This window comes from gamma proteobacterium symbiont of Axiagastus rosmarus (assembly GCF_059730925.1).
The window spans coordinates 1,056,771-1,074,621 of the sequence record NZ_AP035925.1; the positions used below are offsets into that span (position 1 = coordinate 1,056,771).

General features: G+C 56.0%; 11 protein-coding genes, 2 tRNA genes, 3 rRNA genes and 1 other annotated feature (1 of these 17 running past the window's edge). Of the genes, 10 read left to right on the forward strand and 6 right to left on the reverse strand.

The features are described 5' to 3' along the window. Positions 1-53: a sequence feature (Phe leader region), on the reverse strand (it extends 72 nt beyond the left edge of the window). Continuing rightward, complete coding sequence (gene pheL / locus AC6I8F_RS04820) at positions 5-52, reverse strand: pheA operon leader peptide PheL (protein WP_121497579.1); 48 nt, start codon at positions 50-52, stop codon at positions 5-7. It overlaps the preceding feature by 48 nt. 97 nt (positions 54-150) lie before the next feature. Beyond that, complete coding sequence (gene raiA / locus AC6I8F_RS04825; RefSeq protein WP_021507319.1) at positions 151-477, reverse strand: ribosome-associated translation inhibitor RaiA; 327 nt, start codon at positions 475-477, stop codon at positions 151-153. 64 nt (positions 478-541) lie between these two features. On the opposite strand from raiA, the gene AC6I8F_RS04830 reads away from it, so the two are divergent. Then, positions 542-733 (forward strand): hypothetical protein, encoded by a 192-nt coding sequence (locus AC6I8F_RS04830; protein WP_132467019.1) that lies wholly within the window; start codon positions 542-544, stop codon positions 731-733. An 11-nt stretch (positions 734-744) separates the two neighbouring features. Here the strand turns inward: AC6I8F_RS04830 and bamD are convergent, their stop codons facing one another. Continuing rightward, positions 745-1,485 (reverse strand): outer membrane protein assembly factor BamD, encoded by a 741-nt coding sequence (gene bamD / locus AC6I8F_RS04835; protein WP_058759616.1) that lies wholly within the window; start codon positions 1,483-1,485, stop codon positions 745-747. Positions 1,486-1,614: 129 nt separating this feature from the next. On the opposite strand from bamD, the gene rluD reads away from it, so the two are divergent. The 9 genes from rluD to AC6I8F_RS04880 all read left to right on the forward strand — a co-directional run bounded on the left by rluD (position 1,615) and on the right by AC6I8F_RS04880 (position 13,364). Next, on the forward strand, positions 1,615-2,595 hold the full coding sequence (gene rluD, locus AC6I8F_RS04840) for a 23S rRNA pseudouridine(1911/1915/1917) synthase RluD (protein ID WP_021507316.1): 981 nt from the start codon (positions 1,615-1,617) through the stop codon (positions 2,593-2,595). After that, the gene (gene yfiH / locus AC6I8F_RS04845) at positions 2,592-3,320 is read left to right on the forward strand and encodes a purine nucleoside phosphorylase YfiH (RefSeq protein ID WP_498028580.1); all 729 of its coding nucleotides are present in this window, start codon (positions 2,592-2,594) and stop codon (positions 3,318-3,320) included. The genes rluD and yfiH overlap by 4 nt, the downstream gene beginning before the upstream one ends. 125 nt (positions 3,321-3,445) lie before the next feature. Further along, on the forward strand, positions 3,446-6,019 hold the full coding sequence (gene clpB, locus AC6I8F_RS04850; RefSeq protein WP_021507314.1) for an ATP-dependent chaperone ClpB: 2,574 nt from the start codon (positions 3,446-3,448) through the stop codon (positions 6,017-6,019). 472 nt (positions 6,020-6,491) lie between these two features. Beyond that, positions 6,492-8,033 (forward strand): 16S ribosomal RNA (locus AC6I8F_RS04855). A 74-nt stretch (positions 8,034-8,107) separates the two neighbouring features. Next, positions 8,108-8,184: transfer RNA gene (locus AC6I8F_RS04860), tRNA-Ile, on the forward strand. A 149-nt stretch (positions 8,185-8,333) separates the two neighbouring features. Beyond that, positions 8,334-8,409: transfer RNA gene (locus tag AC6I8F_RS04865), tRNA-Ala, on the forward strand. 198 nt (positions 8,410-8,607) lie between these two features. Then, a 23S ribosomal RNA gene (locus AC6I8F_RS04870) occupies positions 8,608-11,512 on the forward strand. Between the two features lie 223 nt (positions 11,513-11,735). Beyond that, positions 11,736-11,851: ribosomal RNA gene (gene rrf / locus AC6I8F_RS04875) — 5S ribosomal RNA — on the forward strand. The 16S, 23S and 5S rRNA genes sit together here with 2 tRNA genes alongside, the layout of an rRNA operon. A gap of 211 nt (positions 11,852-12,062) precedes the next feature. Next, the gene (locus AC6I8F_RS04880) at positions 12,063-13,364 is read left to right on the forward strand and encodes an MFS family transporter (RefSeq protein ID WP_021506458.1); all 1,302 of its coding nucleotides are present in this window, start codon (positions 12,063-12,065) and stop codon (positions 13,362-13,364) included. Here AC6I8F_RS04880 and AC6I8F_RS04885 read toward each other — a convergent pair whose 3' ends face one another. The 3 genes from AC6I8F_RS04885 to AC6I8F_RS04895 form a co-directional block, all read right to left on the reverse strand. After that, positions 13,365-13,685 carry a YfiM family lipoprotein gene (locus AC6I8F_RS04885; RefSeq protein ID WP_125310799.1) on the reverse strand — a complete coding sequence of 107 codons (321 nt, stop codon included), beginning with the start codon at positions 13,683-13,685 and terminating at the stop codon, positions 13,365-13,367. A 3-nt stretch (positions 13,686-13,688) separates the two neighbouring features. After that, positions 13,689-15,047: a CDP-diacylglycerol--serine O-phosphatidyltransferase gene (gene pssA, locus AC6I8F_RS04890; RefSeq protein WP_176428114.1), complete on the reverse strand. Its 1,359-nt coding sequence runs from the start codon at positions 15,045-15,047 to the stop codon at positions 13,689-13,691. An 83-nt stretch (positions 15,048-15,130) separates the two neighbouring features. Continuing rightward, a complete protein-coding gene (locus AC6I8F_RS04895; protein WP_498028783.1) occupies positions 15,131-17,818 on the reverse strand; it encodes a bifunctional acetate--CoA ligase family protein/GNAT family N-acetyltransferase in 2,688 nt (895 codons plus the stop codon). Positions 17,819-17,851 lie beyond the last annotated feature (33 nt).

Genomic DNA, 17,851 nt, shown 5'->3' on the forward strand with positions numbered 1-17,851 from the left:
CCAATCAGGGGAAGGTAAAAAAGAATGCGAAGAAGAACGGCAGCAGTTTCATGATCAATTCCGGCAATAAAGTGAACTGAGAGTAACCGCACAGCTTAAAAGCTGTCAATAAAAAACGCGCCCGCAGGCGCGTTGCTGAAAAGCAATAAATTACCCGGCAGGGGTGAAATCTTTAACACTGCTGGTGGCACGTCGTGCTTCAGGCTTGTGCTGTGCTTTATTTAGCTGGCGCTCCAGCTTGGCGATCAGGTCATTGATGGCCGTATACATATCATCGTGTTTCGCGCTGGCGACCAGCGTGCCGTTTGGCGTGTTAATGGTGGCATCGGCCACAAATTCTTTCGGCTCTTTCGATAACACAATGTGCGGATTTATCAGGTGGGTTTGCCATTTTTCCAGCTTGGCGAGACGGTCTTCGACATGGTTGCGGATTGCCGCAGTGATTTCCATTTGTTTGCTGGTAATGTTCAGAATCATAGTTAAACCTCTCTGTCATTTCCGTCTGGGTAGGACCAGCATACCGCGCAAATCAGGAAAATATGTGATCTGGATCACATTGGAATGTCACTTTTTGTCAATGCCAGCGAATTGTGAGAAAGGCTGGGAAAAGGGCGAAAAAAGCTTGATGCACAGCGGGGATAGGGGCAAGATTGATGAGTTAACCGTAGCGGAAAAAACCATTTCAGACGGTTTTCTGACCAAAAAAAAGCAGCCACAGCGGCTGCTTTTTTAATGGCACGAAAATCAGGACGCGCTATTCGCCGCAATGATTTTCGCAACTTTGTCAGCTTCCGTCGTCAGCTGCAGCTGACGATAGGCATTTTCCATCAGCGGCAGCGCGTCACGCGTGGCCTGGGTGTCCGGATAATCGCGCATCATACCTTCAACCCGATTAACAACGGCGACATAGGCACCGCGCTTGGTATAGAATTGCGCCACGGAGAGCTCATACTTCGCCAGGCGATCTTTCAGGAACGTCAGACGTTTCTGCGCATCTGCCGCGTACTGGCTGTTCGGATAGCCGCGCAGTAGCTGAGAGAAGTCACGGAATGCATCACGCGCATGGGTAGGATCGCGGTCGGAACGATCGATCCCGAAGAAGCCCTGCAGCGCGGAATCATCCAGTGCCATGTCCGTCAGGCCCTTCATATAGATCACGTAATCAATGTTAGGGTGCGTCGGGTTCAGGCGCATAAAGCGGGAAATGGCGGCTTGCGCCAGTGGCAGATCGGCATTTTTGTAGTACGCGTAGATCAAATCCAGCTGCACTTGCTGCGAGTAAGGACCAAACGGATAACGGTTATCCAGCGCTTCCAGTTGCTTAATCGCCGCTTTAAAGTTACCGTCCTGCAGCTTTTGCTGCGCTGTGGCGTAAATTTCAGACGGCGGGCTGTCCGGGACCGGGTCCGATGAGCCGGAACAGCCCACCAGTGCCAGGCTCAGGCTCAGTGTGGCAGCAGCCACCAGATGTTTCATACGCGTCATGACGAAATGATTATCCTCAAAGTGTTATGGCGGAAGCTGTCCGTATAGCTCCCGGTAATGACCAGTACGATAGCACATTATATTAAACGGCATCGCCGTGAAAACCCAACGTTAACGAAGAAGCTGTATATGGCACAACAAGTTCAACTCACCGCAACGGTGTCCGAAGCACAGCTTGGACAACGCTTAGATCAGACTTTGGCGGAATTGTTCCCTGATTATTCACGTTCCCGCATAAAAGAGTGGATCCTTGAGCGTCGGGTCAGCGTCAACGGCACCATCATCGATAAACCGAAAGAGAAAGTACTCGGCGGTGAGCGGGTGGCGATTGATGCCGAGATCGAAGAGGAGCAGCGCTGGGAAGCGCAAAATATTCCGCTGGATATCGTTTATGAAGATGACCACATCCTGGTGATCAACAAACCGCGCGACTTAGTGGTCCACCCTGGCGCCGGTAATCCGGACGGTACGGTACTGAATGCGCTGCTTTACCACTATCCGGCGATTGCCGACGTGCCGCGTGCCGGCATCGTGCACCGTCTGGATAAAGACACCACCGGACTGATGGTGGTAGCCAAAACGGTACCGGCGCAGACGCATCTGGTTGAAACGCTGCAGCTGCGTGAAATCACCCGCGAATATGAAGCGGTGGCGATTGGCACCATGACCGCCGGCGGTACGGTGAATGAGCCGATGGCGCGTCACTCTACCAAGCGTACCCACATGGCAGTGCATCCGATGGGCAAGCCAGCGACAACCCACTATCGCATCATGGAGCATTTCCGCGCTCATACGCGTTTACGCTTGCGCCTGGAAACCGGCCGTACTCACCAGATTCGCGTGCACATGGCGCACATTAATCATCCGCTGGTGGGCGATCCGCTGTACGGTGGTCGTCCGCGTCCGCCAAAGGGCGCTTCTGAGGCTTTCATCAGTACGCTGCGCGGTTTTGACCGCCAGGCGCTGCACGCCACTATGCTGCGTCTTTATCATCCGATCACCGGGATTGAGATGGAGTGGCACGCGCCACTGCCGCAGGACATGGTTGATCTGATTGAGGCACTGAAAGCCGATACCGACGAGTTCCGCGATCAGCTGGACTGGCTATGAGTGACTGGATCGTGCCGCAGTGGCCGGCGCCGGCGCGCGTGCAGGCTTATTCGACCACGCGGCACGGCGGCGTTAGCGCGGCACCATGGGATTCCCTCAACCTCGGCGCGCACGTCGGAGACGAGGCGGATCGCGTGATGCACAATCGTCAGCGCGTGGTAGAGCAGCTGGCGCTACCGGCGATGCCGCAGTGGCTGGAGCAGGTACACGGCCAGACGGTGGCGCGTCTGCCGGCGGCTGCGTCCCTGCCGCGAGCCGATGCGGCGATAACGCGGGAAAGCGGCGTGGTCTGTGCAGTGATGACCGCCGACTGCCTGCCGGTGCTGTTTTGCAGCCATGATGGCAGCGAAGTTGCCGCGGCACATGCCGGCTGGCGCGGGTTGTGTCATGGGGTGCTGGAGCAGACGCTGGCACAGTTTCACTGCCCGGCGAGCGAGATTCATGCCTGGCTCGGTCCGGCGATTGGTCCGCAGGCATTTGAAGTGGGGGCCGAGGTGCGCAGTGCGTTCCTGGCGCAGGATGCCGCTGCCGATGCGGCTTTTCGCCCGGCCGGCGAGAAATATTTTGCCGATATCTGGCTGCTGGCAACCCAGCGTCTGCAGGCCGCTGGCGTGCGATCTGTCACGGCTGAGACGCGCTGTACCTATCAGGAAAGCGCCGATTTTTTCTCCTTCCGACGCGACGGAATCACCGGGCGTATGGCAACTTTGATTTGGCTGAGATAACCTTACGCCGCAAGACGATCCAGTAAGCGTATTTTTTGCTCACAACTCAGGTCATTAACCTTGAAAATTTGAGGGATGACCTCATTTAATCTCCAGTAGCATTTTGACCTGTAATGGGAGGAATCATGCGTCTGGATCGTCTTACCAACAAATTCCAGTTGGCCCTGGCCGATGCACAGTCCCTTGCTCTGGGACACGATAATCAATTCATCGAACCCCTGCACCTGATGAGCGCGCTGCTCAACCAGGAGGGTGGATCGGTGCGTCCGCTGCTCAGCGCGGCGGGAGCGGATGTCGCTAACCTGCGTACCAGCATCGAACAAGCCATCAATCGTTTGCCACAGGTCGAAGGGACCGACGGCGACGTTCAGCCATCAGCGGATTTGGTCCGGGTACTGAATCTGTGCGACAAGCTGGCGCAAAAGCGCGGCGACAACTTTATTTCATCTGAATTATTTGTTCTGGCGGCCCTCGAATCGCGCGGCTCGCTGGCGGACTTACTGAAGTCTGCCGGTGCCACGGCGGACAAACTCGCTAAGGCCATCGAGCAACTGCGGGGAGGGGAAAACGTGAACGATCAGGGGGCTGAAGATCAGCGCCAGGCTTTGAAAAAATACACCATCGATCTGACGGAGCGCGCTGAGCTCGGCAAGTTAGATCCGGTTATCGGGCGTGACGAAGAGATTCGCCGCACCATTCAGGTATTGCAGCGCCGTACCAAAAACAACCCGGTGCTTATCGGTGAACCGGGCGTCGGTAAAACCGCCATCGTTGAAGGGCTGGCGCAGCGCATCATTAACGGCGAAGTGCCGGAAGGGCTGAAAGGCCGGCGCGTACTGGCGCTGGATATGGGCGCGCTGGTGGCTGGCGCGAAATATCGCGGCGAGTTTGAAGAGCGCCTGAAAGGCGTACTGAACGACCTCGCCAAGCAGGAAGGCAACGTCATTCTGTTTATCGATGAGCTGCATACCATGGTCGGCGCCGGTAAAGCCGACGGCGCGATGGATGCCGGCAACATGCTGAAGCCGGCGCTGGCACGCGGTGAACTGCACTGCGTGGGTGCCACCACGCTGGATGAATATCGCCAGTACATTGAGAAAGATGCCGCGCTGGAGCGCCGTTTCCAGAAAGTGTTCGTCGCCGAACCGAGCGTGGAAGACACCATCGCCATTCTGCGTGGCCTGAAAGAGCGTTATGAGCTGCATCACCATGTGCAAATTACCGATCCGGCGATTGTGGCTGCGGCAACGTTGTCGCACCGCTATATTGCCGATCGCCAGTTGCCGGATAAAGCCATCGACCTGATTGATGAGGCGGCGTCGAGTATTCGTTTGCAGATTGACTCCAAGCCGGAACCGCTCGATCGTCTCGAACGGCGCATCATCCAGCTCAAACTGGAGCAGCAGGCGCTGAAGAAAGAATCGGATGACGCCAGCGTTAAGCGTCTGGAGATGCTGGAAAGCGAGCTGGATCAGAAAGAGCGCGAATATGCTGAGCTCGAAGAAGAGTGGAAAGCGGAAAAAGCCTCGCTGACCGGCACGCAAAACATCAAAGCCGAGCTGGAGCAGGCGCGTCTGGCTATGGAGCAGGCACGGCGTGTGGGTGACCTTGGCCAGATGTCGGAACTGCAGTACGGCAAAATTCCGGAACTGGAAAAACAGCTGGCAAGCGCCACGCAGGCTGAAGGTAAAACCATGAAGCTGTTACGCAACCGCGTAACGGATGTCGAGATCGCCGATGTGCTGGCGCGCTGGACCGGTATTCCGGTGGCCCGCATGATGGAAGGCGAGCGCGATAAACTGTTGCGGATGGAGCAGGAGCTGCATGCCCGGGTTATCGGCCAGGACGAAGCGGTTGAAGCGGTATCGAACGCCATTCGCCGTAGCCGCGCCGGTTTGTCTGACCCGAACCGGCCAATCGGATCGTTCCTGTTCCTTGGACCGACCGGTGTCGGTAAAACCGAGCTGTGTAAGGCGCTGGCTAATTTCCTGTTCGATAGCGACGACGCGATGGTGCGTATCGATATGTCGGAATTCATGGAGAAACATTCGGTGTCGCGTCTGGTCGGGGCACCTCCGGGCTACGTCGGTTATGAAGAGGGCGGTTACCTGACAGAGGCGGTGCGTCGTCGCCCTTACTCGGTGATTTTGCTGGATGAGGTGGAAAAAGCGCATCCGGATGTGTTCAACATTCTGCTGCAGGTGCTGGACGACGGGCGACTGACCGATGGTCAGGGGCGCACCGTGGACTTCCGTAATACCGTGGTGATCATGACATCTAACCTCGGTTCGGATCTGATTCAGGAACGTTTCGGCGCGCTTGATTACGCGGAAATGAAAGATGTGGTGATGACGGTCGTCGGACACCATTTCCGTCCAGAGTTTATCAACCGTATTGATGAGGTGGTGGTATTCCATCCGCTGGGTGAAAAACATATTGCCTCGATTGCGCAGATTCAGCTGCAGCGGCTGTATCAGCGTCTGGAAGAGCGCGGTTATCAGCTGCACATTTCCGACGCGGCGCTGAAACTGCTGGGCGAAAATGGTTACGATCCGGTTTACGGCGCGCGGCCATTGAAACGGGCTATTCAGCAGCAGATTGAAAACCCGCTGGCGCAGAAGATTTTGTCTGGCGCGCTGGTTCCGGGAAAAACCATCGAAATGGATGTGCAGGACGATGCCATCGTCGCGCACCAATAACGCAACGTGACAAAAACGGGCCTCAGGGCCCGTTTTTTTATGCTGTTTCGCAAGAATTAGCTGGTTTTTGCAACGTGTTGCCTGGAAAGTGAGCGGTTGCGCAAAAACTGCAAATTAGCGCTTGTCAGGCGAAACGAAGTCCCTATAATGCGCCACCACTGAGACGGCAAAGCGGCAACGCAGGCGGCTCAGCAGGGCGTGAAGCGATTCACCCCGCCGGAGAAAAACGCTGAAAAAAGTGTTTGACTCTGAAGGAGGAAAGCGTAATATACGCCACCTCGCGACAGCAGGCCGAACGCCGCGTCGCACCGCTCTTTAACAATTTATCAGACAATCTGTGTGGGCACTCGCAGGATTGATATCAGCGTCTCCGGACGTAAAAAAATATCAAGTCTTTGCTGAGTGAACACGTAATTCATTACGAAGTTTAATTCACAGAGCATCGCTGCACTCGTTGCAGCAAATCAAACTTAAATTGAAGAGTTTGATCATGGCTCAGATTGAACGCTGGCGGCAGGCCTAACACATGCAAGTCGAACGGCAGCACAGAAGAGCTTGCTCTTTGGGTGGCGAGTGGCGGACGGGTGAGTAATGTCTGGGAAACTGCCCGATGGAGGGGGATAACTACTGGAAACGGTAGCTAATACCGCATAACGTCGCAAGACCAAAGTGGGGGACCTTCGGGCCTCACACCATCGGATGTGCCCAGATGGGATTAGCTAGTAGGTGGGGTAATGGCTCACCTAGGCGACGATCCCTAGCTGGTCTGAGAGGATGACCAGCCACACTGGAACTGAGACACGGTCCAGACTCCTACGGGAGGCAGCAGTGGGGAATATTGCACAATGGGCGCAAGCCTGATGCAGCCATGCCGCGTGTATGAAGAAGGCCTTCGGGTTGTAAAGTACTTTCAGCGGGGAGGAAGGCGGTGAGGTTAATAACCTTGCCGATTGACGTTACCCGCAGAAGAAGCACCGGCTAACTCCGTGCCAGCAGCCGCGGTAATACGGAGGGTGCAAGCGTTAATCGGAATTACTGGGCGTAAAGCGCACGCAGGCGGTCTGTTAAGTCAGATGTGAAATCCCCGGGCTTAACCTGGGAACTGCATTTGAAACTGGCAGGCTTGAGTCTCGTAGAGGGGGGTAGAATTCCAGGTGTAGCGGTGAAATGCGTAGAGATCTGGAGGAATACCGGTGGCGAAGGCGGCCCCCTGGACGAAGACTGACGCTCAGGTGCGAAAGCGTGGGGAGCAAACAGGATTAGATACCCTGGTAGTCCACGCCGTAAACGATGTCGACTTGGAGGTTGTGCCCTTGAGGCGTGGCTTCCGGAGCTAACGCGTTAAGTCGACCGCCTGGGGAGTACGGCCGCAAGGTTAAAACTCAAATGAATTGACGGGGGCCCGCACAAGCGGTGGAGCATGTGGTTTAATTCGATGCAACGCGAAGAACCTTACCTGGCCTTGACATCCAGAGAACTTAGCAGAGATGCTTTGGTGCCTTCGGGAACTCTGAGACAGGTGCTGCATGGCTGTCGTCAGCTCGTGTTGTGAAATGTTGGGTTAAGTCCCGCAACGAGCGCAACCCTTATCCTTTGTTGCCAGCGATTCGGTCGGGAACTCAAAGGAGACTGCCGGTGATAAACCGGAGGAAGGTGGGGATGACGTCAAGTCATCATGGCCCTTACGGCCAGGGCTACACACGTGCTACAATGGCGCATACAAAGAGAAGCGACCTCGCGAGAGCAAGCGGACCTCATAAAGTGCGTCGTAGTCCGGATTGGAGTCTGCAACTCGACTCCATGAAGTCGGAATCGCTAGTAATCGTAGATCAGAATGCTACGGTGAATACGTTCCCGGGCCTTGTACACACCGCCCGTCACACCATGGGAGTGGGTTGCAAAAGAAGTAGGTAGCTTAACCTTCGGGAGGGCGCTTACCACTTTGTGATTCATGACTGGGGTGAAGTCGTAACAAGGTAACCGTAGGGGAACCTGCGGTTGGATCACCTCCTTACCTGAAGATACCTTCCCGCGAAGTGCTCACACAGATTGTCTGATAGAAAAGTAACGAGCAGAAAAAACCTCTACAGGCTTGTAGCTCAGGTGGTTAGAGCGCACCCCTGATAAGGGTGAGGTCGGTGGTTCAAGTCCACTCAGGCCTACCAGATTTCTTCTCATGCCGCGTTATGTTTCCGGCTCGCATAGTTCACTATGCTTCGCGAAAACATGCCTTGCCTGAGACGAAATCACATTTCCCGTGTGAGAAACGTGACTCCTGGTGAGTGGATGTAGATGGTCTCTGCAGTGACTGTATGGGGCTATAGCTCAGCTGGGAGAGCGCCTGCCTTGCACGCAGGAGGTCAGCGGTTCGATCCCGCTTAGCTCCACCATTACAGTACTGAAACTTACTTCAGAGTATACCGGCGACGGTGTGCTGCGAAGTATTTGCTCTTTAACAATCCGGAACAAGCTGAAAATTTGAAACGACGCGTCGTGTTCATTCTCCGTAATAAGAATGAAATGGCGATGCGTTCGGGTCTCTCAAATGCTTACAACAGACAGCGTTGCAAAACGCCTGTGGGTTGTGAGGTTAAGCGACTAAGCGTACACGGTGGATGCCCTGGCAGTCAGAGGCGATGAAGGACGTGCTAATCTGCGAAAAGCGACGGTAAGGTGATATGAACCGCTACAGCCGTCGATGTCCGAATGGGGAAACCCGGTGCACTCTGTGCATCATCGTTTGATGAATACATAGTCAAACGAGGCGAACCGGGGGAACTGAAACATCTAAGTACCCCGAGGAAAAGAAATCAACCGAGATTCCCCCAGTAGCGGCGAGCGAACGGGGAGCAGCCCAGGACCTGAATCAGCTTGTGCATCAGTGGAAGCGTCTGGAAAGTCGCGCGATACCGGGTGACAGCCCCGTACACGAAGATGCATGAGCTGTGAGTCCGACGAGTAGGGCGGGACACGTGGTATCCTGTCTGAATATGGGGGGACCATCCTCCAAGGCTAAATACTCCTGACTGACCGATAGTGAACCAGTACCGTGAGGGAAAGGCGAAAAGAACCCCGGCGAGGGGAGTGAAACAGAACCTGAAACCGTGTACGTACAAGCAGTGGGAGCACCTTTAGGGTGTGACTGCGTACCTTTTGTATAATGGGTCAGCGACTTATATTCTGTAGCAAGGTTAACCGCATAGGGGAGCCGAAGGGAAACCGAGTCTTAACCGGGCGTTAAGTTGCAGGGTATAGACCCGAAACCCGGTGATCTAGCCATGGGCAGGTTGAAGGTTGGGTAACACTAACTGGAGGACCGAACCGACTAATGTTGAAAAATTAGCGGATGACTTGTGGCTGGGGGTGAAAGGCCAATCAAACCGGGAGATAGCTGGTTCTCCCCGAAAGCTATTTAGGTAGCGCCTCGTGAACTCATCTCCGGGGGTAGAGCACTGTTTCGGCTAGGGGGCCATCCCGGCTTACCAACCCGATGCAAACTGCGAATACCGGAGAATGTTATCACGGGAGACACACGGCGGGTGCTAACGTCCGTCGTGAAGAGGGAAACAACCCAGACCGCCAGCTAAGGTCCCAAAGTCATGGTTAAGTGGGAAACGATGTGGGAAGGCACAGACAGCCAGGATGTTGGCTTAGAAGCAGCCATCATTTAAAGAAAGCGTAATAGCTCACTGGTCGAGTCGGCCTGCGCGGAAGATGTAACGGGGCTAAACCATGCACCGAAGCTGCGGCAGCGACACTATGTGTTGTTGGGTAGGGGAGCGTTCTGTAAGCCGCTGAAGGTGTGCTGTGAGGCATGCTGGAGGTATCAGAAGTGCGAATGCTGACATAAGTAACGATAAAGCGGGTGAAAAGCCCGCTCGCCGGAAGACCAAGGGTTCCTGTCCAACGTTAATCGGGGCAGGGTGAGTCGACCCCTAAGGCGAGGCTGAAAAGCGTAGTCGATGGGAAACAGGTTAATATTCCTGTACTTGGTGTTACTGCGAAGGGGGGACGGAGAAGGCTAGGTTATCCGGGCGACGGTTGTCCCGGTTTAAGCGTGCAGGTGTGAAGACCAGGCAAATCCGGTCTTCTTTAACACTGAGGCGTGATGACGAGCCGCCACGGCGGTGAAGTAACTGATGCCCTGCTTCCAGGAAAAGCCTCTAAGCTCCAGGTAACACGAAATCGTACCCCAAACCGACACAGGTGGTCAGGTAGAGAATACCAAGGCGCTTGAGAGAACTCGGGTGAAGGAACTAGGCAAAATGGTGCCGTAACTTCGGGAGAAGGCACGCTGGCGCGTAGGTGAAGGGACTTGCTCCCGGAGCCGAGGCCAGTCGAAGATACCAGCTGGCTGCAACTGTTTATTAAAAACACAGCACTGTGCAAACACGAAAGTGGACGTATACGGTGTGACGCCTGCCCGGTGCCGGAAGGTTAATTGATGGGGTTATCCGCAAGGAGAAGCTCTTGATCGAAGCCCCGGTAAACGGCGGCCGTAACTATAACGGTCCTAAGGTAGCGAAATTCCTTGTCGGGTAAGTTCCGACCTGCACGAATGGCGTAATGATGGCCAGGCTGTCTCCACCCGAGACTCAGTGAAATTGAAATCGCTGTGAAGATGCAGTGTACCCGCGGCAAGACGGAAAGACCCCGTGAACCTTTACTATAGCTTGACACTGAACATTGAGCCTTGATGTGTAGGATAGGTGGGAGGCTTTGAAGCGCGGACGCCAGTCTGCGTGGAGCCATCCTTGAAATACCACCCTTTAATGTTTGATGTTCTAACGTAGGCCCGTGATCCGGGCTGCGGACAGTGTCTGGTGGGTAGTTTGACTGGGGCGGTCTCCTCCCAAAGCGTAACGGAGGAGCACGAAGGTTGGCTAATCCTGGTCGGACATCAGGAGGTTAGTGCAATGGCATAAGCCAGCTTGACTGCGAGAGTGACGGCTCGAGCAGGTGCGAAAGCAGGTCATAGTGATCCGGTGGTTCTGAATGGAAGGGCCATCGCTCAACGGATAAAAGGTACTCCGGGGATAACAGGCTGATACCGCCCAAGAGTTCATATCGACGGCGGTGTTTGGCACCTCGATGTCGGCTCATCACATCCTGGGGCTGAAGTAGGTCCCAAGGGTACGGCTGTTCGCCGTTTAAAGTGGTACGCGAGCTGGGTTTAGAACGTCGTGAGACAGTTCGGTCCCTATCTGCCGTGGGCGCTGGAGAATTGAGGGGGGTTGCTCCTAGTACGAGAGGACCGGAGTGAACGCACCGCTGGTGTTCGGGTTGTCATGCCAATGGCACTGCCCGGTAGCTAAGTGCGGAAGAGATAAGTGCTGAAAGCATCTAAGCACGAAACTTGCCCCGAGATGAGTTCTCCCTGACCCTTTAAGGGTCCTGAAGGGACGTTGAAGACGACGACGTTGATAGGCCGGGTGTGTAAGCGCAGCGATGCGTTGAGCTAACCGGTACTAATGACCCGTGAGGCTTAACCTTACAACGCCAGAGGCGTTTTGGTCTGAGAGACCGAAAGAATTTTCAGCCTGTGACGGATAAAGAATCAGCTTTGTTCTGCGGACGCGAGTCCGGAGGATTTCGCGCTGAGGCGAGGCGGCAAGCGAAGGAAAGGAAGGAGCATACACGAGTATGTGACTGACTTTGCGAGCGCGGCCAACGCGGCATCAGTGCGAAAGACGCGGGACAGGGCACAAAGAATTTGCCTGGCGGCAACAGCGCGGTGGTCCCACCTGACCCCATGCCGAACTCAGAAGTGAAACGCCGTAGCGCCGATGGTAGTGTGGGGCCTCCCCATGCGAGAGTAGGGAACTGCCAGGCATCAAACCAGTAAAAAAGCCCCGGACGAGAGTCCGGGGCTTTTTTATGTCTGGCGATCGCCAAATCCACTTCACCCCTTGCAAAATCTCTCCCTAAAACTCCAGCTCTGTCACATTTTGTCATCCTGAACGGGCTCTGATTCCCCCGCGCTGCTCCCAGATGCTTTACTCATTGCTTTAGCGATGTTCTTCGCAAGGAAATGAGGTAAAAGATGACCGACTTACAACAAAAATCGGCCCAGCCGGAAGCGGCAGCCGTCAGTAAACAACGCATCTGGGCCATTGTCGGCGCGTCGTCCGGCAATCTGGTCGAATGGTTTGATTTCTACGTCTACTCGTTCTTCTCGCTCTATTTTGCCCATGTATTTTTCCCGGCCGGCGACACTACCACCCAGCTGCTGCAAACGGCCGGCGTTTTTGCGGCGGGCTTCTTAATGCGTCCTATCGGTGGCTGGCTATTCGGCTACATCGCGGACCGTCACGGCCGAAAAAGTTCGATGCTGATCTCGGTATGCATGATGTGTTTTGGTTCTCTGGTCATCGCCTGTTTACCCGGCTATGGCGAAATAGGCATTGCGGCACCGGTGATTTTACTGCTGGCGCGCATGTTTCAGGGCTTATCGGTGGGCGGTGAATATGGTACCAGCGCTACCTACATGAGTGAGGTGGCACTGGAAGGGCGCAAAGGCTTCTACGCGTCGTTCCAGTACGTCACACTGATTGGCGGTCAGCTGTTAGCCGTGCTGACGGTCGTGGTGCTGCAACAAATCCTCAGTGATGAAGCGCTGCGCAGCTGGGGCTGGCGTATCCCGTTCTTTCTTGGCGCGGTTCTGGCAGTGGTCGCTCTGTGGTTGCGTCGCTCACTGAATGAAACCTCCGAGAAAAAGCACCGGGAACATCGCGATGCCGGCAGTATTTTGGGCCTGCTGCGTAACCACTCACGTGCCTTCCTGATGGTGCTTGGCTTTACCGCTGGCGGATCGCTGAGCTTCTATACCTTCACAACCTACATGCAGAAATATCTGGTGAACACGGCGGGTATGGATGCGCGCAGCGCCAGTGCGTTGATGACCGGCGCGCTGCTGGTATTCATGCTGATTCAGCCAATTGTGGGCGCGCTGTCAGATAAGATTGGCCGGCGGGCATCAATGATGATCTTTGGCGCTGGCGCGGCTATCTGTACCGTGCCGATTTTGATGTTACTGCAGAATGTGCAAAGTAGCGGGCTGGCGTTCGTGCTGGTGATGCTGGCGCTGATTATTACCAGTTTCTACACCGCCATCAGCGGCATCCTTAAAGCGGAGATGTTCCCGCCGGAAGTGCGGGCGCTTGGCGTGGGGCTTTCCTATGCGGTAGCTAATGCTATCTTTGGCGGTTCGGCCGAGTACGTGGCGCTATTACTGAAGAAGCACGGCATCGAAACCACCTTCTTCTGGTATGTCTCGGCAATGGGCGCGCTGGCATTTCTGGTATCGCTGATGCTGCACCGCAAAGGCAAGGGGATTGCGCTGTGATTACTGGCTCAGGTTCCATAAGGCAATGCCGCTGGCCGCACCGGCGACATCCCAGCTAAGATCTTTCCAGCTCCAGCCGCTCCCGGCTGGGCGGCTGTCCCAGGCTTCTTTGGCCACGCCGAAGCTTAGCGAAAAGAGCAGGCCGAAGCGCAGATTTTGCCCGCGGCCCTGATGTTGATGCTGAGAGATCTCACTGCCCGCGGCAGCCAGGGCGGCAGAGGAGAAAAAGTGTTGTGCTTTATCCTGGCCGGTCCAGCTATCCTGCGCCACATGCGCACATCCGCTACACAGTAATACCGCACAGAGGATGAGCGCACGCATCGGCTACAGCAGACGGCTAATAAGGCGGTCGATACGGATGCGACGCAGACGACGAATCAGCTTACGCACCTTTGCCGGATAATCAGAGATGCTCTCCAGCTCGCGGAAATGTTTCACCACCGTGGTGTGCTGACGGATCAGCGCCAGTTCCTTATCGCGCTGCTCTGCCAGCTGGTTGAGCGGATCATGAATCAGCACCGCATTTTCCAGATCGAGTCGCCAGGCGCGCGGATTGAGGTTATTACCGGTGATCATCATCCACTCGTCATCAACCCAGATGCCTTTCAGGTGATAGCTGTTGTCGCCATCTTTCCACAAACGCACCGTCAGCTGGCCGTTGTTGACGTAATACTGCAACCGGCTGAGGAAGCGACGCAGGTTGATTTCATACAGATAGGGCAGCGCACCGATAATCTTGAACGGCTCGTGTGGCGGAATGTAGAAATCGTTGGCGGTTTTATCGCCGACGATGATCTCGACCTCTTTGCCCTGACGCAGCAGCTGGATCAAATTGCGCACCAGAATGGCCGGTAGGTTAAAGTACGGCGTGCACAGTGTGAGCTTACGCTCGGCGCAGGGCATTAAATGGAAGATGGTTTTGTTCAGCAGGCTACGTTTACCCAGCCCGACCAGCGGCGTGACGGCCAGTGATTCGTTGCCGGCATCACCGGTAAACTGATAGTTGAAGCTGCGCAGCTCCTGGCGAAACTGGCGGGTTTCATTCTTGATTTCCGGGCTGGAGGGACGTTCGGCCTGGTCGAGACGGTTGACGGCCTCAGAATGTTTGAGATTCTCACCAATCCACTGAAACATGGTGTCCGCCAGCTGCGGATTACGGATCAGTTGATAACGGTCATAACGGTATTTGTCATGCTGATGCAGATAAACATCGTTCAGGCTGGCACCGCTGTAGAGCAGCGTATCGTCAATGATAAAGCCTTTCAGATGCAGCACACCGAGCGCTTCGCGGGTGTTCACCGGAATGCCATACACCGGAATCGCGATATCGGGATGCTGCGCCGCCATTTCGCAATACCAGTCGGCGTTCGTCAGGCCGCGCGCGGCACCGATACGGCCGCGCTGCGCACGATGCCAGTCCACCAGAATGCTGACATCCAGTTCCGGGCGCGCCTGACGCGCTGCATACAGCGCCTGCATGATGCTGCGTCCGCCGTCATCATTTTCCAGATACAGCGCGGCGATGCAGATGCGTTTTTCTGCCGTGGCGATTTTCGTCAGCAGGGTTTCACGAAACTCGGCGGGCGAGTAAAGCGTGGTCACATCCGACACGGACTGTGACAGTTTAGGCAGCTGTGCGAGGTGTTGTTGGTGTTTATTGCGTTTGAATTTAGACAACATCACAGTGCACTTCTTCTCTGTTCATTGTATGGCCTTTTGCCATCAAATCATGATCCTAACGGTAAATAATAACATCAACCGGCCGGTTAAGGAGGATTTTTACCTTTCTCTACAGCCAGGTCACCGGTGTCAGCCAGCGGTAAATTCAGGCTGACAATGCCATCATCCATTTGAATATTCACACGAAAATTGAGTTTTCGCGCCAGGGTAATCATGCCGGTATTGTGCGGCATGGTGATACCGTTCAATTGTTGCAGGCCGTGATCGCGCGTATAGCGGATCATCTTTTCCAGCAGCCGCCGGCCCATGCCCAGACCCTTCAGGTCGGAACGCACCAATACCGAAAATTCTGCGTCGATATTGTCAGCATCGGAGATCGCGCGCGTCACGCCGATGATCTCATCGGCACCGTTATGCTGGCGTACTGCGACAATCGCCATCTCCCGGTCGTAATCGATCTGCGTCATGTTCGCCAAATCGTCGTGGGTAAACTCATTGATCTCACTGAAGTAGCGATAGTAAAGGTCTTCTTTGGTGACCTGGGCGATGAAGGCGCGTAGCTGCGGTTCATCCTCCGGCAGAATTGGTCTAAACAGGCAGCGCTGGCCATCTTTAAGCTGTACCTGCTCTTCCAGATGGTGCGGATAGGGACGAATCGCCAGCCGCGCCTCACTGTCGCCATGAAACGGAGCCAGCTGCAGCGTCACGTCCAGCAGGGTAAAGGTATTGGCGGATGCCAGCAGCGGATGAATATCCAGCCGCTGAATCTCCGGACAGTCGACCACCAGGTTTGATACCTGCACCAGCAGCTGGCTCAGACCGGTGATGTCCAGCGGGCGCAGCGCGCTGCGGCTGCGAACTTTGCCGCTTTTCAGGGCCTGAATCACCAGATAACGCGCCAGCGTCATATTCAGCGGCGGCAACGCTACGGCGGCCTGCTTGTCCGGCTGCCACTCCACACCGCCTTCGCCCAGCATGATGATCGGGCCAAACAGCGGGTCATGCTCAACCACCACCCGCAACTCCTGTGCACCGGCGCGGTTGGCCATACTTTGCACCAGCAGACCGTCAATGCGCGCCTGCGGATGCGTTTCACGCACGCGATCGAAGATGGCGTCTGCTGCCTGTTCAACTTCTGCCGCGCTGCGCAGATAGAGCATCACGCCCTGTACATCCGACTTATGTGCAATATCCGGCGAGCGCAGCTTGAGCGCCACCGGATAACCAATCTGGTCGGCAATCTTAGCGGCAGACTGGCTGTCGCTGGCGATCCAGGTTGGCAGCGTCGCCAGCCCGTAAGCCTGCAGTATGGGCTGCACCTCGTGCGTATCCAGCGTGGTAATGCCGCTATCCAGTGCCTGTTGCAGCAGCTGATGTGCCTCGGCGCTGTTTTGCGTCAGGCCCAGCGGCAGCGCTGGCGTTTCGCGTAGCTGTTTCTGGTTACGCCGATACTCAACCTGGTGCATAAATGCCGTCACCGTGCCTTCTGGCGTGCGCCAGGTCGGAATGCCGGCCTGGGTGAATGCGCGGCGGGCTTCCTGCGAAGAGTGTTCGCCGCACCAGTTGGTCAGCAGCGTCACCTGCTTACCCCGCGGATGCGCGGCCACCGCCGCAATAATCTGCGCGGCGGTTTCACTGGCCGGAGAGACGGCGCTGGGTGAATGGATGACCATCAGTGCATCCAGTTCATGGCTGTCGAGCAGCTGTGTTACGCAGGCCACGTACAGCGCGGGCGTTGCATGATCTTTCAAATCCAGCGGATTACCGCGCCCGATGCCCTCCGGCAGCAGGGCCGCCAGCGCCTGCAGTGTGGACTCATCCAGCGTCGCCAGCTTGCCGTTACGCGCATAGAGTTCATCCAGCGCCAGCGCTGCCGGGGCGGCGCCGTTGCTGATAATCATCAGGCGCTCACCGCGCAGCGGGCGCATGTGGCTGAGCGACTCCACGGCGGAAAACAGCTCATGCGTGTCCTGCACGCGCAGCAGACCGGCGCGCTGAATGGCGGCATCCCAGGCGGCATCCAGCCCGCTGGCGGTGCCGATCATCGCCTGTGCCTGATGGCTGCGACCGCTTTTGATCACCAGAATCGGTTTATTACGCGCTGCGCTACGCGAGGCAGAAACGAAGCGCCGGGCGTCGCTCAGATGTTCCAGGTAGAGCAAAATGGCGCTGGTTTTGCCATCGCGTGCAAGAAAATCCAGCAGGTCGTCGACATCAATATCCAGGCTATCGCCTAAGGCGATAAACCACGAAAAGCCCAGGTTGCGCTGTTGCGCCCAGTCGAGAATGGTGTTGGACACCGACGCCGATTGCGAAATAAAGGCGATGCGGCCCTTTGCAATCGGTACCGGTGAGAAGCTGGCATTCAGTCCCTGCCAGGGGGCTAACAGGCCCAGACTGTTGGGGCCCAGCAGGCGCATCTGCCACTGGCTGGCACAGGCTTTCAGCGCCTCCAGCTGGCTGGCCGGCGCGGAGAGAATAATGCAGGCTTTACAGCCTTTTTCTCCCAGCTGCTGTAACAGTTCCAGATTGCGTCTGGCGTGGGTGCAGATAATCGCCAGGTCGGGGGCGAAGGGCAGGCTGGCCACGTCCGGCCAGGCCAGCACGCCGCTGACCGCCTTGTATTTGGGAGTGACCGGCAACACCGGACCGCCAAAGCCGCCCGCCAGCAGGTTGCGCATCATCAGATAGCCAGCGCGGCCCGGTTTTACCGACGCACCCAGCACCGCAATTGATTTCGGTCGTAACAGCGCTTCCAGTCCACGTTGGCTCATCATTCGCTCCTGCTCTCGGGATTGGCATGATTG